General features: G+C 59.7%; 26 protein-coding genes. All 26 read left to right on the top strand.

The annotated features are described in order from the left end of the window. Window position 1 precedes the first annotated feature (1 nt). The 26 genes from ENGE1_RS24095 to ENGE1_RS24220 all read left to right on the top strand — a co-directional run bounded on the left by ENGE1_RS24095 (window position 2) and on the right by ENGE1_RS24220 (window position 22041). Window positions 2–274 (top strand): hypothetical protein, encoded by a 273-nt coding sequence (locus tag ENGE1_RS24095; RefSeq protein WP_064360825.1) that lies wholly within the window; start codon window positions 2–4, stop codon window positions 272–274. Then, window positions 271–849 (top strand): DUF3486 family protein, encoded by a 579-nt coding sequence (locus ENGE1_RS24100; protein WP_064360826.1) that lies wholly within the window; start codon window positions 271–273, stop codon window positions 847–849. The genes ENGE1_RS24095 and ENGE1_RS24100 overlap by 4 nt, the downstream gene beginning before the upstream one ends. Beyond that, the gene (locus ENGE1_RS24105; protein ID WP_064360827.1) at window positions 846–2435 is read left to right on the top strand and encodes a terminase large subunit domain-containing protein; all 1590 of its coding nucleotides are present in this window, start codon (window positions 846–848) and stop codon (window positions 2433–2435) included. The genes ENGE1_RS24100 and ENGE1_RS24105 overlap by 4 nt, the downstream gene beginning before the upstream one ends. Then, window positions 2435–4006: a DUF935 domain-containing protein gene (locus tag ENGE1_RS24110; RefSeq protein ID WP_064360828.1), complete on the top strand. Its 1572-nt coding sequence runs from the start codon at window positions 2435–2437 to the stop codon at window positions 4004–4006. The genes ENGE1_RS24105 and ENGE1_RS24110 overlap by 1 nt, the downstream gene beginning before the upstream one ends. After that, entirely contained in the window at window positions 3999–4841 is an 843-nt protein-coding gene (locus ENGE1_RS24115; protein WP_064360829.1) for a phage head morphogenesis protein, read from the top strand. Before ENGE1_RS24110 ends, ENGE1_RS24115 begins: the two co-directional genes overlap by 8 nt. A 233-nt stretch (window positions 4842–5074) precedes the next feature. Continuing rightward, complete coding sequence (locus tag ENGE1_RS24120) at window positions 5075–6037, top strand: phage protease (protein WP_174543325.1); 963 nt, start codon at window positions 5075–5077, stop codon at window positions 6035–6037. Between the two features lie 2 nt (window positions 6038–6039). Beyond that, window positions 6040–6954, top strand: coding sequence for a Mu-like prophage major head subunit gpT family protein (locus tag ENGE1_RS24125; RefSeq protein ID WP_064360831.1), 915 nt, complete (start codon window positions 6040–6042; stop codon window positions 6952–6954). A 65-nt stretch (window positions 6955–7019) separates the two neighbouring features. Continuing rightward, complete coding sequence (locus ENGE1_RS24130; RefSeq protein ID WP_064360832.1) at window positions 7020–7466, top strand: hypothetical protein; 447 nt, start codon at window positions 7020–7022, stop codon at window positions 7464–7466. Then, entirely contained in the window at window positions 7467–7907 is a 441-nt protein-coding gene (locus ENGE1_RS24135) for a gp436 family protein (RefSeq protein ID WP_002442940.1), read from the top strand. Further along, complete coding sequence (locus ENGE1_RS24140) at window positions 7907–8449, top strand: phage virion morphogenesis protein (protein WP_064360833.1); 543 nt, start codon at window positions 7907–7909, stop codon at window positions 8447–8449. Before ENGE1_RS24135 ends, ENGE1_RS24140 begins: the two co-directional genes overlap by 1 nt. After that, window positions 8446–9060: a hypothetical protein gene (locus ENGE1_RS24145; protein ID WP_064360834.1), complete on the top strand. Its 615-nt coding sequence runs from the start codon at window positions 8446–8448 to the stop codon at window positions 9058–9060. The genes ENGE1_RS24140 and ENGE1_RS24145 overlap by 4 nt, the downstream gene beginning before the upstream one ends. After that, entirely contained in the window at window positions 9060–9269 is a 210-nt protein-coding gene (locus tag ENGE1_RS24150) for a DUF2635 domain-containing protein (protein ID WP_064360835.1), read from the top strand. Before ENGE1_RS24145 ends, ENGE1_RS24150 begins: the two co-directional genes overlap by 1 nt. 1 nt (window position 9270) lies before the next feature. Next, window positions 9271–10749, top strand: coding sequence for a phage tail sheath subtilisin-like domain-containing protein (locus tag ENGE1_RS24155; protein ID WP_064360836.1), 1479 nt, complete (start codon window positions 9271–9273; stop codon window positions 10747–10749). Between the two features lie 10 nt (window positions 10750–10759). Next, window positions 10760–11113: a phage tail tube protein gene (locus ENGE1_RS24160; protein ID WP_002442949.1), complete on the top strand. Its 354-nt coding sequence runs from the start codon at window positions 10760–10762 to the stop codon at window positions 11111–11113. A 3-nt stretch (window positions 11114–11116) separates the two neighbouring features. Next, complete coding sequence (locus tag ENGE1_RS24165) at window positions 11117–11500, top strand: phage tail assembly protein (RefSeq protein WP_064360837.1); 384 nt, start codon at window positions 11117–11119, stop codon at window positions 11498–11500. A gap of 98 nt (window positions 11501–11598) precedes the next feature. After that, on the top strand, window positions 11599–13470 hold the full coding sequence (locus ENGE1_RS24170) for a phage tail tape measure protein (protein ID WP_064360838.1): 1872 nt from the start codon (window positions 11599–11601) through the stop codon (window positions 13468–13470). Beyond that, window positions 13470–14729 carry a DNA circularization protein gene (locus tag ENGE1_RS24175; RefSeq protein ID WP_064360839.1) on the top strand — a complete coding sequence of 420 codons (1260 nt, stop codon included), beginning with the start codon at window positions 13470–13472 and terminating at the stop codon, window positions 14727–14729. The genes ENGE1_RS24170 and ENGE1_RS24175 overlap by 1 nt, the downstream gene beginning before the upstream one ends. Next, window positions 14722–15810: a phage baseplate assembly protein gene (locus tag ENGE1_RS24180; RefSeq protein ID WP_064360840.1), complete on the top strand. Its 1089-nt coding sequence runs from the start codon at window positions 14722–14724 to the stop codon at window positions 15808–15810. The genes ENGE1_RS24175 and ENGE1_RS24180 overlap by 8 nt, the downstream gene beginning before the upstream one ends. Next, the gene (locus tag ENGE1_RS24185; protein ID WP_064360841.1) at window positions 15801–16337 is read left to right on the top strand and encodes a phage baseplate assembly protein V; all 537 of its coding nucleotides are present in this window, start codon (window positions 15801–15803) and stop codon (window positions 16335–16337) included. The genes ENGE1_RS24180 and ENGE1_RS24185 overlap by 10 nt, the downstream gene beginning before the upstream one ends. Next, window positions 16334–16786 (top strand): phage GP46 family protein, encoded by a 453-nt coding sequence (locus ENGE1_RS24190; protein ID WP_064360842.1) that lies wholly within the window; start codon window positions 16334–16336, stop codon window positions 16784–16786. Before ENGE1_RS24185 ends, ENGE1_RS24190 begins: the two co-directional genes overlap by 4 nt. Continuing rightward, complete coding sequence (locus ENGE1_RS24195; RefSeq protein WP_064360843.1) at window positions 16773–17849, top strand: baseplate J/gp47 family protein; 1077 nt, start codon at window positions 16773–16775, stop codon at window positions 17847–17849. The genes ENGE1_RS24190 and ENGE1_RS24195 overlap by 14 nt, the downstream gene beginning before the upstream one ends. Then, window positions 17834–18418, top strand: coding sequence for a YmfQ family protein (locus tag ENGE1_RS24200; RefSeq protein ID WP_064360844.1), 585 nt, complete (start codon window positions 17834–17836; stop codon window positions 18416–18418). Before ENGE1_RS24195 ends, ENGE1_RS24200 begins: the two co-directional genes overlap by 16 nt. A 2-nt stretch (window positions 18419–18420) precedes the next feature. After that, entirely contained in the window at window positions 18421–19287 is an 867-nt protein-coding gene (locus tag ENGE1_RS24205; protein ID WP_064360845.1) for a phage tail protein, read from the top strand. Continuing rightward, window positions 19287–20162, top strand: a complete 876-nt coding sequence (locus ENGE1_RS24210; protein WP_064360846.1) for a tail fiber assembly protein — start codon at window positions 19287–19289, stop codon at window positions 20160–20162. The genes ENGE1_RS24205 and ENGE1_RS24210 overlap by 1 nt, the downstream gene beginning before the upstream one ends. 9 nt (window positions 20163–20171) lie before the next feature. Continuing rightward, the gene (locus ENGE1_RS29325) at window positions 20172–21752 is read left to right on the top strand and encodes a hypothetical protein (protein WP_255265526.1); all 1581 of its coding nucleotides are present in this window, start codon (window positions 20172–20174) and stop codon (window positions 21750–21752) included. A gap of 4 nt (window positions 21753–21756) precedes the next feature. Beyond that, a complete protein-coding gene (locus tag ENGE1_RS24220) occupies window positions 21757–22041 on the top strand; it encodes a hypothetical protein (RefSeq protein WP_064360848.1) in 285 nt (94 codons plus the stop codon). The last annotated feature ends 106 nt before the right edge of the window (window positions 22042–22147 follow it).

Consider the following 22147-nt stretch of genomic DNA (forward strand, 5'->3'; position numbering starts at 1 on the left):
GATGGAAAAACAAAGACCATTAGCGCCCGTCGCACGTAGCACTATCAGGCACCTTGCTGCCGCATTCGTCTGCGCTGAACTGGAAACGCAGGTGATTGCGAAGTTTCTCGAAGAGAAAACCGGTAAGCCATATGACCGCAATGCCCCTGACAGCTACCTCAATACATTCCTGAGTGCCGAGCCGGAAATCCGGCGCGCATGGCGTCTGCTGCAGAAAGATATTGCAGCGACCCGCAAAGACTTTGCCGCCAGAATGGAAAAGGAGCGCGCGTGACAGCTGAACAACGCCCCACCCGAGGTCGTCCGTCCAAAATCGACCTGCTGCCTGATGGCGTTCGCGACCAGCTCCATCAGATGCTGCGCGAGAAGCGCCATACCCAGGAGGAGATCCGCGAGGCCATCAACGAGCTAATCGACGGTCATAACCTCCCTGAGGAGATGAAGCTCAGCCGCACCGGGCTGAACCGTTATGCAAGCCGTATGGAGGAGTTCGGCGCCAAAATCCGTGCCTCGCGAGAGATGGCCGAAATCTGGGCTGCTAAGCTCGGCTCTGCCCCAACGTCCGACGTCGGAAAGCTGCTGCTGGAGTTTGTCAAAACCCTCGCCTTTGAGACCTCGATGTCGATGGCCGAAAGCGAGAAGACCGTTGAACCGAAGGCGCTCGGCCAGCTTGCCCTGGTCGCCCAGCGTCTCGAAGCCGCTGCTATGGCCAGCCACAAGCGTGAGAAAGAAATCCGCCAGGCGTTCGCTGAAGAAGCCGCCGCGCAGGCGGAGAAAATTACAAAACAGGCCGGGCTGTCTGCGGAAACCGCCGCTGATATCCGTCGCCAGATTCTGGGGATTGCATGATGACCGGGAGCCTGTCAGCGCAGGAGCAGCTGCGTAACCAGTCGGCGACGGCGATCCTGTCTGGGGAGTTCGATGCAGACCAGGTTCTGCTGCCGTATCAGCGCCGCTGGATAGCCGACACATCCCAGCTCAAAATCGCCGAGAAATCCCGCCGCACCGGGCTGACCTGGGCAGAGGCGGCGGATGCCGCCCTGAACGGCTCAATGTCCGCCAGCGCCTGTGGCTGCGACACCTTCTATGTCGGCACCACAAAAGACATGGCGCGCGAGTTTATCGACGCCTGCGCGATGTGGGCCAAAGCCTACGACTGGGCGGCATCCGATATCGGCGAGGAGGTCCTGCAGGACGAAGACAAAGACATTCTGGTCTACGTCATCCAGTTCGCCAGCGGCTTCAAAATCAAGGCGCTGTCGTCCAACCCGTCCAACCTGCGCGGTATGCAGGGCAACGTTATTATCGACGAGTCCGCGTTCCAGAAAGACCTGGCCGCAGTGCTCAAGGCGGCGCTGGCGCTGACCATGTGGGGTTCGAAGGTTCGTTTGATCTCGACCCATAACGGCATCGAGAACCTGTTCAACACCATCATTACCGACAGCCGCGCGGGTAAAAAACGCTACTCCGTTCACCGTATTGATATCGAGCTGGCTATCAGCGAGGGCCTCTATCGTCGCATCTGCCAGGTGACCCGGAAAGAGTGGTCACCGGCGGCCGAGGCCGAGTGGCTGGCTAACCTGCTCAGCGATACCGCCACCGTAGAAGATGCCCGCGAGGAATACTATTGCGAGCCGAAGAACGGCGGCGGCACCTATCTGGCTCGCTCGATTCGCGAGCGCGCGGCGCGCGGCGGCGGCCCCGTTCTGCGCTTCACCGGCACGGCTGACTATAACGCCATGCCAGAGGGGATGCGGGCGCTGGATATGCAGGAGTGGCTTGAGCAGACGGTCCTCCCCGAGCTGAACCGGCTTCCGCCGAACCTGCGCCACTGCCTCGGCGAGGACTTCGCGCGGTCGGGCCATCTGACCGTCTTTGCACCGATGACCGTAAACGACGATACCACCCGCACGGTGCCGTTCCTGGTGGAGCTGGCGAACGTTCCCTATACGCAGCAGGAGCAGGCGCTGTTCTTTATCTGCGACCGGCTCCCGCGACGGGACGGTATCAAGCTCGATGGCCGGGGGAACGGTAACTACCTGGCCGAACAGGCGGCGGAAAAATACGGCGCTGAGGTCGAGGTGGTAATGCCATCCGTCGGGCACTACCGCGAGAACATGCCGCGCTTTAAGGCGGCATTTGAGGATGACGAGCTGGTGCTGCCGAAGCACGAAGACGTGATCGCCGACCTAGGGCAGATTGTGATCCTGCGCGGGGTGCCGGGTATTGATGACCGGGAGACAACCGGCAGCGATGGCCACAAGCGACACGGCGACAGCGCCTATGCGATTTTCCTGGCATTTCTGGCCAGCAAGGAGGACTGCCAGCGCTACGAGCTGCACCGCCTCAACAGTAAACAGCAGCAGCGCCAGAGCGACGGCCACCGCCAGCTGCGCATCACCCGTGGCCTGAAAAATCAGCGGGGACTACTCTGATGCTAAAAAAACTCACCGGCGCAATCCGCAGCCTGCTGAATCCGGCTACCGACGAGGCCATCACCGTCAACGAGGCTGCAATGACGCAGCCGGAGGCGCGGGCAAGGCGCGCCAGCGTCAGGCAACCGTCCCCCGGCATCAGCGTGGCAAGCACGCTCTCCCCGGCCCGCCTGGCCGGGGTTCTGCGTAACGTGACCGAAGGCAACGCGCGCGACTACTTCATCCTGGCCGAGGAGATGGAAGAGCGCGACCTGCACTACGCCAGCGTGCTGCGTACCCGTAAACTGACCGTGGCCAGCATCACGCCGAGCGTGGAAGCTGCAAGCGACGACGAGCGCGACGTCATGCTGGCCGATGCCGTCCGTAACCTGATGGAGCAGCCGCAAATCCCCGAGCTGCTGTTTGACCTGCTGGATGGGCTGGGCAAGGGCGTGGGCGTCTGTGAAATTCTCTGGAGCACCCGCGACGGCTGGATGCCCTACGATTATGAGTGGGTTGACCCAAGATTCCTGAAGCCCGACAGCGACACGCTGCGCGAGTTTCGTCTGCTGACCGATGACCAGCCGGTCAACGGCATCCCGCTGTCGCCAGGCAAGTACGTGCTGCACTACCCGCGCCTCAAGTCCGGTCTGCCGCTGCGCAACGGTCTAGCGCGGCTGGTTGCCGTGATGTACATGCTGAAGTCATTCACCGTCCGGGACTGGTGGGCCTTCGCTGAAAAATTTGGCATTCCGATTGTCATCGGCAAGTACGGCGCGAACGCCAGCCAGGAACAGATCCAGACGCTGATAGACGCCATCGCGTCTATCGCCTCCGATGCGGGCTGCGCCATTCCGCAGAGTATGCAGCTGGAGATGCAGGAGACCGCCAGCCGCAACAACGGCGGCGCGCTGTTTAAGGAGATGGCCGAGTGGTGCGATGCGCAGACCAGTAAAGCCGTGCTGGGCCAGACCATGACAACCGATGACGGCAGCTCCCGCGCGCAGGCGGACGTTCACGACCGGGTGCGCATGGATATCGCAAAATGGGATGCCCGCCAGCTGGAGAACACGCTCAATGAGTTTCTGGTCAGGCCGTTTATCCAGTTCAACTATGGCCCGCAGGAGCGCTACCCGCTGGTCAGGCTACCTATCAGCGAACCGGAAGACCTGAAGGCGTTTGTTGATGCCCTTATTCCGCTTATCGACCGCGGTCTGCGCGTGCAGGAATCCGAGGTCCGGGACAAGTTCGGCCTGGCCGAGCCGGAGAAAGACGCGAACGTCCTTGCACCGGCAAACAGCTTTACAGCCTTCAGCCCGGCCCCGGCGCTCAACCGCGAGCAGCTGGCGCTCAACCGCGCCCAGGGTGACGAAATTGACGCGATGGTCAGCGAGGCGCTCAGCGACTGGGAGCAGACCGGGCAGGCATTCACCAGCCCGGTACTGCAGCTGGCGCAAAGCGTCGGGAGCTTCGATGAGTTTCTTTCGCGCCTGCCGGACCTGCAGAAGACGCTGGAGCCGTCGGCGTTCGTCGAGCAGCTGGCGCAGCTGAGCTTTAAGGCGCGGGCACTGGGGGATGCTAACGATGGCTAAGGCACCAGAGATTATCCCGAAGGAGGCGCTGGCCTGGCTGAAGTCAAAAAAGCTGACGCCGGGTTTTGACTACCGCGACGTCTGGCGCCAGGAGCACAGTGCCGGGTTTACGGTGGCGAAAATGACGCAGCTCGACCTGCTCTCTGACGTGAAAACGCTCGTTGAAGAGGCGATGGCCAGCGGCCAGTCGTTCGCCGAGTTCCGGGAGATACTGAAGCCCCTGCTGGTGAAGCGCGGCTGGTGGGGGCAGCAGCTGATGGATGACCCGCTGACGGGTGAAACAAAGCCGGTACAGCTCGGCAGCGACCGACGCCTGCGCACCCTCTACGATACCAACATGCGCACCGCCCGCAGTGCCGGGCAGTGGGACCGCATCCAGCGAACCAGGCGTGCGATGCCCTATCTGCTCTATACGCTGGGTCCGTCCCGCGAGCACCGCGCCGAGCACCTGAAGTGGGCAGACCTCTGCCTGCCCGTTGACGATCCGTTCTGGCTGACGCACATCGGCCCCAACGGCTGGGGCTGTAAGTGCGGCGTACGTCAGGTCAGCAAGTATGAGTACGAGCAGCTGCTGAAGAATGGCGTCACGCGTAACGTGCAGCAGCTTGACGCCAGCGGCCAGCCGACAGGGCACGTCGTGCGCCAGACCGTGCCGGTGCGAACCGAGGCCCCGGCGGTTAAACGGGTGAAGTGGCTCAACCGGCGCACCGGCGAAGAAGAGATGGTGCCGGAGGGTATTGACCCTGGCTGGGACTATAATCCGGGAATGGGTCGGGAGGCCGAACTGCAGCGGCAGCTGGCGGCTAAGCAGAAGGCGTTCGACAGTGGTAAGTAAACGAGGTGGTAAAGCGCCTCAGCGGCGCTCTGAGACTTCAACGGCTTTTGTGGTACGATGATGCTCTGAAAATTTGTTAAACGCGCCACGGCGTTTTTAAACGTGGTTTAAACGTGGTTCCCCGCTTCGTTTGAGCAGCATCCCTCATCAAACAGATGGAAACCGGTAAATCCGGTTTTATCATCAGCTTCGCCGACACTGTCCGTCAGTTACTTTTGACGACGGACAGCACCATGAAAACCACCCAGCCCGAACTTCTGGCCCTCTGCTTTGAGCTGCCCGACATCTCTGATGCCAGCACACCGCTGCCGGAGTGGTTGCCGATGATCCCGGCAGGCGCATTTACCGGGCGCGACGGGCGCTCCTGGGTCAACGCTGACCCAACCGCCGTCGTTAACGCCTCCTTTCGCTATCCCAAGCTGCCGTTTGATGCGGAGCATTCCACTGAACTGCTCGGCCCGAAGGGCGAAGAGGCTCCGGCCTATGCCTGGGTCGATGCCCTGCGCGTGAATGAGAACGGCAGCATTGACGGCCACATCGAGTGGACGCCCGACGGCGAAGCGCTGGTGCGCGGTAAAAAGTACCGCTATTACAGCCCCGCGTTCTTCAATACCGCCGATGCGCAGGTGACCCGCCTGTCCAGCGTCGGCCTGACCAATAAACCCAACCTGTTTTTACCCGCCCTTAACTCGGAGAGCACCATGACCGTACCTTTGCAGATTGCAACGGCGCTGGGTCTTGCTGCCGCCGCGTCAGTTGATGACGCCGTGGCCGCGATCCAGACCATCAAAAGCAGTGAAAAGGTGGCGCTGAACCGCGCCGAACATCCCGACCTGACGAAGTTTATTCCCGTTGAAACCCATCAGCTGGCGCTGAACCGTGCCGAAACGGCAGAGGGTCGGCTTAAGGCGCTTGACGAACAGGCCGCAAAGGACCTGGTCGAGGGGGCCATCACCGGCGGGAAGGTAGCCCCGGCCAACCGTGAAATGTACCTGTCCCTCTGCCGCAGCGAAGAAGGCCGCAAGCAGTTCAGCGACTACATGAAAACCGCGCCGGTGCTGGTCAACTCGGACCCGACCAAGCCGAAAGAGGTTGAGACCCAGGGTGAACTTACTCCGACCGAGCTGGCGATGTGCCGCAGCATGGGCCTCACCCAGGCCGAGTACCTCGCCGCTAAACCGAAACAGGAGCAATAACAATGCCGCAACCGTCCGCAGAAATCCTGCACGCGCTCTCTACCTCGCTGAGCGCTGCATTCACCAAGGGACTGGCAGGCGTTACGCCGCAGTACCTGCGCATCGCAACGGTCGTGCCCAGCAGCGCAGCGTCCAATACCTATGGCTGGCTCTCTGAGCTGCCCGGCATTAAGGAATGGGTCGGCGAGCGCCAGCTGGTCAGGCTCTCTGAGCAGGGCTACACCATCACTAACAAGACCTGGGAAAGCTCCATTCGTGTCAAGCGTGAAAGTATCGAAGACGACCAGATTGGTCAGTACAGCGTGATTGCGCAGGCGTACGGTAAGCAGGTCTCTGAGTTCCCGGACACCCTGAGCTTCCCGATGCTGGTTGCCGGATTCAGTACGCTGTGCTTCGACGGCCAGAACTTTTTCGACACCGACCATCCGATGGCCGGTGGCACCTACAGCAATATCGTCGGCGACGTGACCACCGATGCCGGTGAACCGTGGTTTCTGATTGATGAAAGCCAGGTGCTGAAACCGATCCTGTATCAGGACCGCCGCGCGTTCGACTTCAAGTCGCTGGACGACCTCAACAGCGAGCACACCTTCCTGCAAAACGAGTTCCTGTTTGGCGTGGACGGCCGCTGCAACGTCGGTTTCGGATTCTGGCAGACCGCCGTCGCCTCACGTGCGCCGTTGAATGCCGCCAACTATGAGGCCGCCGTGAAGGTCCTGCAGGGCATGAAGCGTGACAGCGGTCTCCCGCTGGGCATCCGTCCGACGACGCTCGTCGTGGGGCCGAACAACCGGGCACCGGCGAAGCGGGTTATCGACGCAATGCTGGTCGATGGCGGCAACTCCAACATCTACTACAAAGACGTGGAGATTGTGGACTCTCCGTTCATCACCACGCCTGCCGCTCCGGCACCGTAAGTTAACCCCTGGCCGTTACAGCGGGCGTTAGCCTGCTGTAACCCACCTTAAAAGAGGATGGAACAGTGAGTGGAACGAAAGAAAAAGCAACGGGTAAGCAAAGCGCTAAAGATAACGCTGGCGCGGTTTCACCGCAGGAAGTGGCACAGGTTAATGCGACTGACCTGCCGGGAGCTGAACTGCCAGACTCAGTGCCGGGGAATGACGCTGCGCTGGATTCGTCCTCCGCTGGCGTGACCACGGAACAACCGCTGATGCCGGGCACGGATGACGTTGAAGTGCTTGAGGTGCGCGCAGTCGCAACTCAGGGCTTCTGGCGCTGCGGTCGCTGGTGGCCTCATGAGCCGGTCCACGTTTTTGCCAGTGACGATCCCGATGCTGATAACGCGGCAAATGCGCTGGAGGGCGACGTGGTCGCGGAGTGCTTCATCAGCAAGTCTGTTGCTGCACGTCTGAAGTCCGATCCCAATCTGCGGGTATCGGTACTAAAGAAGGACCGGGAGGCTGAGTAAATGGGCATCTACGTTACCCGCGATGAGCTGCTGGCTGCGGACGGTTCGCTGGTCTGGAATATGGCCATCGACAAGTCAACTGACCAGCTCGACGAGACGAAGATTGGTGCGGCCATCGACGATGCCGATGCGGAGATCAACTCGTTCCTGTCGAAGCGCTATCAGCTGCCGCTGAACATCACCACCGTTCCGCGCCCGCTGCACCGGGTAGCCGTATCTATTGCCATTTACTGGCTGTCGGAGCGCGACAATCAGATCACCGACCTGATTCAGAAGCGCTACGAAGCCGCCATCCAGACCCTCAAGGAGATGGCGAACGGCACGCGCGACCTCGGCCTGCCTACTGATGAGCCCGCGCCGGAAACCGACAACGGCAGGATGATTGTCGTCTCTGATAACAAGCGCCTGTTCACCCGCAACAACCTCAAGGGCGTTCTCTGATGGGTATCTCGGTTGAAGTCTATGGCGCGGAGAAGCTGGCGCAGATGCGCATGGCCATCGAGAAGCTCTCCGACAGTTCGCTGCAGCATGAGCTGCTGGAGAGTATCGGTGCCGTTGTCGAGTCGCAGACCCGCCGCCGCATTACGGATGAGAAAACCTCGCCTGCAGGCGAGCGCTGGGAGGAATGGTCGCCGGGCTATCGCAAGACCCGCAACGGCAATCAGGGACTTCTGCAGGGCAACGGCGATTTGCTTGACAGCATTCAGTACGTCGTTGAGCGCGGCCACGTTCGCGTCGGTTCGCCGCTCAGCTACAGCGGCGTCCATCAGGACGGATTCAGCGGCAGCGTTCAGGTCAGTGCCCACAGCCGCCTGATCCATCAGGCATTTGGCCGGGCGCTGAAGCACCCCGTCTGGCAGTCCGTAGGGGCGCATAACCGCATGATGAACATTCCGCAGCGCGAGTTCCTCGGGCTGTCCACCGCCAACAGCGAAGAGCTGATGCACGTCATCGGTGACTTCTGGAGTGAGGTTTTACCGTGAGTAACGAACGTCCAACCCTGCTGACCACCGGCTCCACCATCGCCGCCGCCGGGCACATCGTGGAATGGCTGAAGCCCGAACTGCTGCGCGAGCAGAAACAGCTCTCACCCGACCGGGTCAGCGTCATTGAGCGGCACATAGGCCAGTTCAGCACTCCGGCAGAGGTCAAAACCTATCTGTCAGACCGCGACGGCTGCATCCGGCTGGCGGCGCTGCGCGTGCGCAACGTCCGGGCGAATGCAGGCGGCACCACCGGAGACGTTACCTGGGCGGCATACGTGATGGCCACCGACGCCTGGGGCTATCCGCGCGACGCGCGCTGTGAAGTGCTGGTCGGGAAGCTGGTCCGGCGCATCGTGATGCGCGGCTCTGCAGCGGGCATGAAGGCCGAGCGCATGGCCAGCTCCGTCAGCGCAGAGAATATCTACTCGGGTGGCCTGAACGATCTGGGGCTAACGATGTGGGCAGTGACGTGGGAGCAGGAGTTCAAACTGGACGATGAGATTGACCTGTCCACGCTCCCTGAGTTCCTCCGCCTGGGGGCCACGCTGCAGGTCAATGATGGCGCCACCTCAATTGACGGCACGATTAACGTAAGAGAACCCGACTGATGAAAAAGCACATTAAACCCGCCCGCGAGGGCCTGAATGTCCGCAAGCCCGACGGCCTGCATCTGTCACCAGCCGGTGAGCCGCTGGAGGTGACGGCTTTCTGGCTGCGCCGCCAGACAGAGGGTGATGTTGTTATCACCACCATTCAGCCAGCTACAGAAAACACCCCGGCGGAATCCCGCCCGGCCCGCCTGGTAAAGGAGAAGTAATATGGCTCTCGGCACCATCCCCGATGATATCCGCGTCCCGCTGGTCTACATCGACATTGATAACTCACAGGCGCTGTCCGGGGCACCGGCCCAGTCGCGCAAAATCATCGTCATCGGCCAGCAGAGTGCGACCGGCACTGCCGCCGTTCTGACGCAAAATCGCATTACCAGCGACGGCACTGCAGACCAGCTCTACGGTAAGGGCTCTATGCTCGCCGGGATGCTGAAGACCCTGCGCCACGCCAACAGCTATACAGAGCTGTGGGCGATGGGCCTGGAAGACCTGACCGCCGGTGCCGCTGCGAAGGCTGAGCTGGCGATCACCGGCCCGGCGGCGGCGGCCGGTACGCTGGCGCTGCTGGTTAACGGCGTATCCGTCCAGGTCGGCGTCAGCGCGGAAGCAACGGCAGATGCTGTCGCTGCGTCAGTCATTGCCGCCGTCAACAAGCTGCCGGACACCCAGGTCACCGCCGCGCTGAAGGCAGAATCTACTGCAGACGTCACCCTTACGGCGAACTGGAAGGGTGCGACCGCGAACGCGATGGACGTCCGCCTGAACTATTACACCGGCGAACAGACGCCCGCAGGCGTTGAGGTGGCCCTTACCACCTTCGCTGGCGGCACCGGCACGCCGGATATCGCGGCGGTTGTGGCCGCCCTGGGCGATGACTGGTACACCGATATCGTGTTCCCGTTCAACGATACCCAGAGCCTGAACACCATCCGCGACGAGCTGCTGACCCGCTGGGGCCCGCTGAAGATGATCGAGGCGCAGCTCTGGACCGCGTTTCGCGGGACTCACGCCGAAAGTGGCACCTTTGGCGATGCGCGCAATGACTGGCTTATCTCCTGCATCGGCACCAACATCGCGCCGCAGCCGCACTGGCTGTGGGCCGCATCCTATGGCGGCATCGCGGCATACTACCTGGCCAACGACCCGGCACGTCCGCTGCAGACGCTGGTCCTGCCTGGCATTCTGCCGCCCGGCAAAACCGTGCGCTGGGACATGCAGGAGCGCAACCTGCTGCTGCACGACGGCATCGCGACCCACTACGCCGATGCGAGCGACAACGTCTGCATTGAGCGTGAGATCACCATGTACCGCGTGAACCAGTTCGGCGACGCCGATACGTCCTACCTCGACGTGCAGTCCCCGGCGACGCTCGGCCGCATCCGCTACGTCATCAAGAACCGCTTCACTAACCGCTATCCGCGCCACAAGCTCGCCGGAGACGACGTGCTGGAGCTGCTGGAACCCGGCCAGCCTGTGATGACGCCGAAGATTGCCCGCGCCGAGCTGCTCGACATCGCGCTGACGGAGCTGATCCCCGCGGGCCTGGTTGAGGACTTCGACGACTACAAGGACACGCTGGAGGTCTATCTCGACGGCAGCGACAAGAACCGCCTGAACTTCATCTGCCATCCGAACCTGGTAAACCAGCTGCGCATTCTGGCCGGTCTCATCCAGTTCAAACTTTAAGGAGCACCGCATGAGCATTCTGGGTATGGCGTCCATCCGCATCAACGGGCGCGAGATAAAGACCGAGGGGAAATCCACCCTCAACCCCGGCGGCTACGCCCGCACGCAGCACATGGGGGGCGGCAAGGTGTGGGGCAACTCGCGCAAGATGGCCGGTCCCTCGATCCAGATGACCATCGCCGCCGCGCAGGACATGGACGTCATCGAAATCAGCAACTGGGAGGAAGTGACGGTGATGTTTGAAGGCGATAACGGCCTGACCTACATGATGACCGGCTCGGCGACCGACAACCCGGCCACCCTGGATGAAGACGCAGGCACCATCAGCGCCAACTTCATCGGCAAGAAACTGGTGAAGGTGTAAGTCATGGCACAGATGACAATGACGCTTAAGCACGGCTACATCACCGGCAAGGGCACCGATGACGAGATGTGCCACCGGGTGGTGACTTTCCGGGAGCTGACATCAAAGGATGTAATTGACGCGCAGCTGGCAGCGGAGCGCGTGGTCATCAGTGACAACGGTAAGGCGGTAGCCTACTGCTCCGAAGTGCTGATGGGCGTTGAGCTGTTGCGACGCCAAATTCTGCAGGTCGGTGAGCTTCCCGGCCCGCTCTCCCTTAAGCAGCTGTACGCCTTCCACCCGGAAGACCTGGAAATGCTGACGGCGCGTGCGGGCGACGTCGATGGCCTGCTGACGGAGACGGCTGACCGGGGGCGAGATGATGCCGATGGCGACGGCGCTCAGTAACCTCATCGTCAATCTCTCCCAGCGCTTCAGCGTTGACTACCTGCAGCAGATGCCTCTCCGGCACCTGCTGCGCATTACAGAGCAGTTGAGGAAGCAACATGGCAAACCGCCTCACAACTGAGATTCTCATCAACCTGGCGGGGAACCTGACCGCCAAAGCCCGCCAGTACGGTGCCAATATGTCCGAGTTCGCCCGCCGCAATGAGCGGGCGATGAACGTGGTTAAGGCAACGACGGCGGCTGCAGGTCGCGGACTGGACATGCTGGGTAACCGCTACACCACCATGATTGCCGGTTTTGCGGGCGGTGCGATGTTGAAGAATTTTGCCGAAACAGACCGGCGCATTACGCGTATGGGCCTGGCCGCCGAGAAAAGCCGTAAAGAAATGGCCGGTATGTTTGAGGGGATGCAAGACTCTGCTATCAAGTTCCGTGTTGATGATAGTGAAGTAGTAAGCGCAATCGAAAAGGTCGGAACGGTAACTGGTGATATTGATTTTGGCTTTAAGAATCGCAATATCATCGCCCCATCAATTGCCGCATCCGGTGCAGACGGTGAAAGCATAGGTGCTTTGTTTGCTCAGTTTCAGAAGTTTAATGTCAGTGATGAAAAAGACACGTTGAAGGCAATGGATACGCTGAATCAGCTCGGTAAAGAAGGCGCATTCGAACTGAAGGATATTGCCGAGCGCGGTATCCGTGCATTTTCTATGTATTCAGCTGCCGGTGGCATTGGGGTGAAAGGTATCAAAGACGTTGGTGTTGCCATGGAGAGTGCTATTGATGCCACGGGCGATAGAGCGACAGCATCGACAGCAGTCGAAAATTTAATCCGTGACCTTCAGCTCCCCAAGGTAGTGAAAGAGCTGCGCCGCAATGGCATTAACGTTTTCGGCAAAGATGGAAGAATTCAGTCGCTGCCGTTACTTATGCAGCAGATAGCACAAAAGTCTGGCAATAAAGGCGCTGCAACCCAGAATGATCGCCTGCTGGGGGCCGGGTTCAATCAGGACAGTATCTTATTGTTGAGCAGCGTGACCTCCGGGAAAGGTGCTGAGAACCTGAAGCGCTATAACGGTGTGGTAGCCGATGGGCAGGGGATCCTGAAGGACGCGGCATATGCTGCCCAAGATTTTACGTCAGCAATGTCAGCCCTGAACACCACCTGGAAAAAGTTTGCTAACGGCAACCTTGCTGGCCCTGTACAGGAGCTGGCAGATGCCATTAACTCAGTTGACCAGAAGACGGTGCAAAACTGGCTGGATGTAGGGAAAAAAATCACCCTTGCCGTAGGTGGAATCATCGCTGCCCGCAAAGCATTCCAGTTCGGCAAGGGCGCGCTCGATCTCTTCGGCGTCGGCAAAGGTAAAGGCATTCCCAAAAGCGTTGCCGACGTCTTTGGCTCCGGCGTGATGCCGGTCTATGTGGTGAACATGGGCGCGGGCGGTATGGGCGGAGCCGGTAACCTGCCGGGCGGACCTGGTGGCGCAGGTGCCGGGGCCGGTGCTGGCGCGGGGCGCATGGCTAAGGTCTTTCGCGGCGTGGGTAAGGTTGCTGCTCCCGTCGTCGGTGCGCTGGCGCTGTATGACGAGCTGGAAACCCAGTACAAATTACCGGGACGCATCGACGATCTGACCAGGCAGACGGCTGCCGACAACAGCGCCTCGCCGGAGGACCGCGACTTTGCCAGCCAGAGCCAGCGCAACCGCCAGTACATGGCCAGGAAGTGGGAGTCTCTGACGAACTGGTTTAACTCCATCGGCAGCGACCCGCAGATTACCGACCCTCGCCCGTGGGCCGCGTCACAGCCTCAGAGCCAGTCAGGCTACCCGTTCCTGCCCCAGCAGCTGCAGGGCAATATCGAGGTGGTGGTTAAGGATGACCGGGTGCAGGTCAACCGCGTCAAGGTGAACACGCCCGGGGTGACCATGAGCGCGTCGTCCGGCGTCTCCAGCGTGGAGCAGAACTGATGGCAAAAACCCGATGGGAAGACCTGCGCGACGCCTCGTTCCGGGGCGTCCCGTTCTTTTTCCGCGACGTGGAGGGCGCTGGCGGACGCCGCGCCATCCCGCACGCGTACCCCAAAAAGGAAGTGGGCTGGACGGAAGACCACGGCGCGGTGCTGACGCAGCAGCAGATTAACGCCGTACTGCTCGGCAGTGACTACATCGACCAGATGAACCGCCTGCTGGCGGCGCTGAACACGCCCGGCCCCGGTGAGCTGGTGCATCCCTGGTTCGGCGTGCAGAAGGTGCAGGCGGGCCGCGTTACGCACCGGCTGTCCACCGAGGAAGGCGGCGTCGCCTACATCTCGTTTGAGGTCTACGAGGCGGGCGAGCAGCTCTTTCCCTCCGGCGCGGAAGATACCAGCGCCAAGGCGCTCAGCGCGGCAGACCGCGTCAAGGAGGCGATGGCTAACGGCGACTGGTTTGCGGCGCTGGATGGCGTGGGCAGCATGGTGGACACCCTGCTGGAAGACATGGAGGGCTTTGTTACCAGCCTGCCGAGCCTGCCGGATGCGCTGAGCGAATGGATGGACCGCCTGAACCGCTTCAAGGACATGGCGGGCATCGTTGCCGCCGCGCCGGGCGAGATGGTCCGGGATATCACCGACCTCATCAGCGACATGAAGGACCTGGTCTCTGAGCCGCCGTTCGCCCTGCGCGTGTACGACCAGCTGCGCGACAAGTGGAAAGGCGACCGCGCTGCCAAAGCGGCGAAGAAGTCCCTGGTGGATAACATCATCGTTGACCCGGACACCGGCTTCGCCAGCAGCGTGACTCCCGCTTCGACGCCCGAGACCACGGCGGCTATGGAGGTCAATATTGAAGACTTCCGCCGCCTGGTGATCGTCTCCACGCTCGTTGCACAGGCCGAGGTTGTGGCCGTCGCCGACTTCGAGACTGGCCAGGACGCGCGTACCACCGGCGACCAGCTGGCGGAGCAGCTCGGCGAGATGGCCACCGACTCCGTGGAAAACGGCCTGCGCGAGCTGTGGCGCTCCCTGCGCGACCTGCGCTTTGCGGTAGTCAACGACGTGCGCATCCGCAGCATCCAGCTCCCGGAGCTGCGCCGCGTGACGCCTGCCCGCACGGTGCCGGTGATGCTCCTTGCCTACCGTGAGACCGGTGATGCGGAAAACCGCGACGAGCTGGTCACCCGCAACCGCCTGCGCTATCCCGCCTTTATCACCCCGGCACAGACCATCGAGATCATCAGCAATGACTGAAGAAGTGACCCTGAACGTTGGCGGCCAGGTCTGGGGCGGCTGGACCGACATGACCATTAACCGCTCGCTGGAGTCCATCGCCGGTGAGTTCGACCTGACCGTCACTGCCCGCTGGTCTGAGGCCGCGCCCCGCACCATCAGGCCGGGTCAGGCGTGCACGGTCGCCATCGGCAGCGACCGGGTCATGACCGGGTACATCGACGACTTCATCCCGAGCTACGACGCTGACAACGTCTCCCTGCGCGTGATGGGACGTGACAAGACCGGCGACCTGGTGGACAGCTCGGTCGTCGATAAGTCCGGGCAGTGGAAGGGCCAGACGCTCGAGGCGCTGGCGGCGACCATCTGCAGGCCCTACGGCATCGAGGTGATTAACGAGACCGACACCGGCGAGGCGTTCGGCAGCATCACGCTTGAACAGGGCGAAACCGGCTTTGAACTGCTCGACCGGCTGGCAAAGCAGCGCGGCGTTCTGGTGACCTCTGACGCCCACGGTCGCCTGGTCATCACCCGCGCGTCGTCGCAGCGCGCCGGTGTCTCGCTGGTGCTGGGTGAGAATATCCTCGCGGCACGCGGGCGCTTCAGCTGGCGCGAGCGCGCGAGCCAGTACATCGTCAAGGGCTCCGTCAGCGCAGGCGGCGACACCTGGGACAGCCAGCCGGTGAAGATGATTGGCGGGCGTCAGACCATCGTCAGCGACCCGGAAATAACGCGCTACCGCCCGAAGATTCTGGTCAATGAAGACAGCCTGACGGTCGGCGGCGCCAGCGCACGCGGGGAGTGGTACAAGACCCGGATGCAGGGCGAAGGCACCACGACCGAAATCACCGTAGCGGGCTGGCGGGAGAACGGCGTCAGCGGCCCGCTCTGGCAGACGAACCGGCTGGTGAAAATCACCGACGCAATCCAGCAGCTCGACGTTACCTGGCTGATTAAGACCGTGTCGTTTATGGAGGGCGACCAGGGCCGTCTGACCGTTCTCTCCCTGGTGCCGCCGGACTCTCTCGACATGCCGTCACAGAAAGCGAAGGCGAAAGGCAAGAAGAAATCGACAACCACCGTGGGGGCAACATGGGACTGAAGAACGTAAACATTCCGGGGCAGCTGGCGGCGCTCGGGCGGCGTATGCGCCTGGTGGTTGACCGCGCTCTGGTCCGCATGGTTAAGGACAGCCTGGGTCGCCAGAACCTGCAGCTGCAGTCGCTGGCCGACGAGACTAACGACGACGTCGAGCGTTTCCAGAACTACGGGTTTTCCAGCCATCCGCCGGTCGGGTCAGAGGCTATTGTCCTGGCCGTCGGCGGTCGCCGCGACGGTATGGTGGCCATCGCCGTAGAGAATAAAAGTCTTAGGCCGCAGAACGCGGAAGAAGGCGACGTCTGTATTTATCATCAGGAAGGTCATATTATTCGCCTGCTGAAAGATGGCGTTATCGAAATAACAGGGAAAAAGGTAAATCTGGTTGCCGACGAGAGCTGTGAAATTATCAGTAAGCAAATTACTGTCACCGGCCCGACGTCATTCAGCGACGATATTACCGTTAGCGGAAAGTCTTTTTTGGGTCATGTTCATCCGGAAACGGGGTCCGTTACGAAGCCGCCATCATGACCATCAGACTAAACTGGCACCTGCCCGCAGGCGCGGATATAGAGATTGAACACAATGGCCTTTCGTTTGACGAGGGCCTTGTTTCTTTAGTGTATATCTGCCTGTTTACCGATGCGCGGGCGGATACCAGCGATATTATTCCCGACGGCACTGACGACCGTCGCGGCTGGTGCGGTAATTCTTACAGTGATTTTGAATGGGGCTCAAAGCTCTGGCTGCTTGACCGTGAAAAGCTCACCGAAGAGGTGCGGCTGCGCGCTGAGAATTACGCCCGCCTTGCCATGCAGCCGCTATTACGCAACGGATACGCGCGAAATGCGCAGGTCATAGCGACCATTCCCCGCATGTATGTCCTCGGCCTGACGATTATTCTCACCCGCCCGGATAAAACCGAATTAACCGTTGAAATAAAGAAACGCTGGGAGGCGATTGAAAATGGCAACATTTAGCGTCCCGACGTTGCGCCAGATTATTCGCGCCGGGATTCAGGACCTTGAAATTGAGCTGGACCAGGAGCTGCCGATTGTCGGCGTTGAACGCGCGTTAAACATTGCTTTTAGCGGCGCTCTACGCGACCTCTACGATTATCAGACCTGGATTAAAAACCAGATAATCCCGACGGAAGAGTCCGCCGACGAGACCATCATTGATACCGCCCGCTACGAGGGCGTCATCCGCAAGGCTGCGTCGTTCGCAAACGGCCCGGTCACCTTCACCGGCACCCGCCCGCTGCCGCTCGATACTGAGATGCAGACGCAGGATGGCGTGCGCTACCACGTCACCGCGACCAACGATCCGTCTGCAGGCAAAATCACCGTGCTGGTGCAGGCCGACGAAACCGGCCTCAGCGGCAACCTGACGGCGGGCGACGTCCTGACGCTCATCTCTCCGATCCCCGGAGTGAACAGCGACGGCGTGGTGGCCGCTGCCGGTATCTCCGGCGGCGCGGACGTCGAGTCCGTTCCCGAGCTGCTGACCCGCCTGCTGTACCGCAAGCGCAACCCGCCCACCGGCGGCGCGCTGCATGATTACGTGCTCTGGGCCACGGAGCTGCCGGGCATCAGCCGCGCCTGGGCGTTCGATAACTGGCACGGTCGGGGCACCGTCGGCCTGGCGTGGGTCTATGACCACCGCGACGACATCATCCCGACCGGGACGGACCGCGAGTCGATGCTCTCCTACCTCTACCGCCACCAGGACCCGGCCACCGGTACGTGGGTCGGCAAGCCAGGCGGTATTGAGGTCTGGCCCATCCCCCTGACGCTGAAGCCCGTACCGCTCACTATCCGGGTCATCCCGGACACCGCCGCCATCCGCTCTGCGGTCATGCTCAGCCTGCAGGCGCTGTTCCGCTCGCTGTCGCCGGGCGATACGCTGCTGCTGTCTGCTATCCGCACGGCCATCGGTTCTGCCACCGGCGTCACCGACTACGAGCTGGATATCACTAACAACCAGAGCAGCCAGAACTACGAGCTGCTGACGCTGGGAGCGGTCACATGGCGCATCGTGTAGACGACTGGCACCAGGTTCTGCAGCAGCTGATGCCGCGCGGTAAGGCGTGGCCGCGCGAACAGACGGCTGCGCTGATATCGCTGCTGCGCGGCTTTAGCGCCAGGCTGCACTACGCCGAGGCGAACGCCGACCTGCTGATGCCAGAGATGCGCCCGGAGACCACCGACCTGCTGCTGGCCGACTGGGAAGACTACCTCGGCCTGCCGGACTGTAACGCCATCCCTGATGGCTTTGAGCGCCGCCGCGACGCCGTGGTGGAGAAGTACCACCGCAAGGGTGGGCTGGCCACCTGGCAGATTGAGCAGGCGGTCTATGACGCGCTCGGTTTCACTATCGAGGTGACGGAGATCCTGCCGCATCACGTCCTGCGCAACATCATGTACCCGATATACGGTCACAAGTACCGCTATCTCCTGCAGGTGACGGTCACCGACATGCCGATGATCCGCTTTCGCAGCATCAGCAACGTCCTGACGCCACTGGTAAGCCTGCAGGCGCAAATACTGGAATGCTTTCTGCGGCGCTACCGCCTGGCCGGGCACGCCTACGATTTTCTATATGAGGTCTGATTATGTATTACCTGGATAATGATTCCTCCGTGCCGGATTTGCCGCCGGTCCATCAGGTCTTATTTACCGAGCCGCGTTATTTCACCGAAGGCGGTGACGGTATTGCGCCGAGTTATCCCGGCGCGGACTGGTTCAATATTATTCAGATGGAAATGATGAACGTCCTGAGGCTGGCAAATATCACGCCGGTTAAATCAAAAATGGACCAGTTCGCCCAGGCTATCCGCATGTTTTCCTCCGACTATATGCTGCCGCCCGGCATACCGCTTCCGTGGCCGGGCGCGACTGCGCCGACCGGCTTTGCGCTGGCGCTGGGCCAGTCGTTCGATAAGGCTGCATATCCGCGCCTGGCGCAGGCTTACCCGTCCGGCATCATCCCGGACATGCGCGGCCAGACCATCAAGTTTCTGCCCGCGACGGGCCGCGCGCTACTGTCGCTGGAGGCCGACGGCGTGAAGTCCCACGCGCACAGCGCCAGCGTCGCATCGACCGACCTGGGCACCGCCAGCACCGCTAATACCGATTTGGGCACGAAGCAGACCAGCCAGAACGGCCAGCATAACCACGTTAATGATGCCCGGTTTAATAAACTGGGGGCCCGGTCCAGCGATATAGACAACCTCGGCAGCACCGGCGACTCGGATGATGTTAATCCTACGACTGAATATCGCATTGCTGCGATGGAGGGACTGTGGAATGCAGCCACGATGCAGGATGCGGGTAATCATGTTCACACGGTTTATATCGGCCCTCATGCCCACACGGTTTATATCGGCCCCCACGGCCACGCGGTCACGGTTAATAACTTCGGCAACAGTGAAAACACCGTCAGGAATATCGCGTTTAACGCAATTGTGAGGTTAGCGTAATGTCATTCGAATTTTCTCAAAGCCCGCAGGCGCTCTGGATTTATCAGTACGATGCCGACGGCGTTTATATCGGCTCCGTATTTATGACTATCCCGGCGGGCACCGGGCTACCTGCCAGTACCACCCATTTGCCCTGTGAGCCCGCGCAGGGCCAGACGGGTATTTTCACCGATGGCCAGTGGCAGTACGTCGATGATATTCGCGGCCAGCGCTACTGGGACGAGCACGGCTCCGGGTTCGTTATATCGTCCCTGAGCGAGGCGCTGCCGGACTGGGCTATTACGTCAGAGCCACCGGCTGCGGAGCCAGGACACGTCCTGCAGTTCGCCGATGGCCAGTGGCTGCAGGTAGAGGATAAAACCGGCAGTGCGTTCTACGAGAGCGACGGCACTAAGCACATCGTCACCAGCGCATGGTTCACGCTTCCGGCAGGCTGCACGTTTGTCGAGCCGCCGGAGACCAAGCCGACGTTTGTGACCCGCTGGAACGGGACGGAATGGGTCTACGTGAAGGACCTGCGCGGGCTTACGGTCTGGAACACCTCAACCAAAGAGGCGTCCACGATCATCGAGCTTGGCCCGGTTCCTGACGGCTATACGCGGCTGATTCCGGGCCAGTTCGACGAGTGGGATGGCTCTGCCTGGGTGAAGAACCTCGCGCTGGAGGCTGAATATCTGCAGGAGCAGGCTGAGGCCCGCAAGGCCGAGTTGCTGGCCGAGGCGTCGCAGCAAATCGCCGTGCTGACCTATGCGGCCGACAGCGGTCAGGCGACTGACGAAGAAGCCGTGATGCTGGCGAAATGGCAGGAATATCGCCTTTCCCTGAGCCGTATTGATACCGCCAGCGCCGATATCGCCTGGCCCCAGAAGCCATAAGGAGGCGTCATGTACCATCTTGATAATACAAGTGGCGTCCCCGAGATGCCTGAACCTAAACAAACACAGTCTGTTTCACCACGCTGGTTTGGCGAGAGTGTCGAACAAGGTGGAATAAGCTGGCCAGGGGCTGACTGGTTCAATATTGTTCAAGCTGAGTTATTGGCCATTCTGGAGCTAGCCGGTGAGGCTCCAGATAAAGCCAGGTTTGACCAGTTATCTCAAGCGATAAAATCAGTATCAGACCTTTTCAGAAAAGATGTTGCAAAGCCGGATGGAGCAACTCTTTTAGGTTATAAATATAATGATGTCTATAAAGTTCTCTCTCGCCTCGGCGCTGTTGAAGATATAGGTGCAACCCTTTCTTATCTTGGAAGAAATCCTGTAGAGGATAAGCAAATTTTTGATGAGCAGTCGGTCGTTCCTGGTAAAGATCTGCTGCATTATGGTGGTTTATTTCTCGGAAAACGAACCAGAGGCGTAAGGCGAAATGCCGTTGGCCTGTCTGTGCGCATGAATCAGTCTGGTGCCGGTACTTTTAACCCTCAGATTACAGGCGTGTCTCGTGCTCGTGATATTGCAAAATATAATTCAATGGATGGTGCGAGCGCGTATTTTGATAATCGTAGTGCAACTTTTGAAGAATGGGAGGTTGTCTCAACAGCAACATACACGGCTAATAGCTTTAAGCCATCATCCATTCAAACCTACGAAAATATTAAAGTTGGCGACGTTGTAAGAACCAACCACACCCCTCGCTGCTGGGCAATAGTCACGGATAAGCATGAGGGTTTTGTTTATGTTGACGAATGGGCAATTGACGGTGATACCGTCGTCACGCCTGAAGATGGCGTGGGTCTCTACGTTAACATTGAGGATAAAATCTGGGTTCTAAACATGAACCTGTTTATGGATCCGTCCTGTAAGGCTTCAAAGGCAGCACTCATGGAGCTGGGCATGGTGAATAATGCTGTTCCTATGAGCAATGAAGTTAACTGTATTGATGCGGTTGTTTTGCCTCAGTCAGCATATGGCTGCAATACATCATTTTTGTCACGCGCAGGTGGTCCTTCTGCAAGATGGATGGCTGGTTTTTTTTCACAAGGGGCAAAATGGGGGGCCTTTGTTGCATCTGATGGCGTCGGTGGACCAGCTGATGAGGCAGCCTTTAAGGAATCAACCTCATCTCCGACTGGCTTCTTATTCAACGGGTCCAATACTCAACATTCTATACTCTGGCGATACCCAGGCTCTTCAGTTTATCCTTCGGCGCTGACGCCGTACGGTTTCAGAATCAGGGGAGGGAGTACCTATGGTTCCATGGCATCAGGGTCTGTAGCTGCCTTGTCTACTGCATGCTATGAGCTTAATAACAGTAATGCATTTTCAGTTTTATTACCCTCGACCAGCCTTGTCTCAGGGCAGGAAATTGAATTTACACTTGTTGGTACTGGTGCCGTTACGTTTGCATGCGTAACCTCAACTGTGTTGGTTAATGGTTCCCAATCCTTTTCCCACACACCTTCTATGACGTTCACCACAGTTAAAGCAAAGTGGAACGGAACGGCGTGGCGAGTATTTAGAGGATAAAATTATGACGATTTATGAAGAGGAGCATACGCTCACTATGTCTGTAGTGGGTGTTTCTGGTATGACTTACACAGCTACAGACGTTTCGGTTGATCTGGGCTTCATTGAACGCACGGCCTTACTTCGAGACGCCTGTAGCGCTTTGGCTGAATTTAACAATGATGCACTCAGAGTTGATGAGATTGTTGTGGCCCAAGACTATTTCGATATAGAAGCCCTTGCTCAGGAAGAGTCACGGTCACAAAAACAGTGTGAATCCAGCGACTACTTCCCTAACAACCTTTTTTGATACTGAAGTAAGTAGCGACAATCCGGTATCAAATGTTATTTCCCTTTAATTTTTTCGCGGTATCAATTTTTATTCAAATCGGTATCAATTTTTTTCGCGCGCTATA

It is taken from the genome of Pluralibacter gergoviae ATCC 33028 = NBRC 105706 (assembly GCF_001598855.1).
In the GTDB taxonomy this organism is placed as follows: Bacteria; Pseudomonadota; Gammaproteobacteria; order Enterobacterales; family Enterobacteriaceae; genus Pluralibacter; species Pluralibacter gergoviae.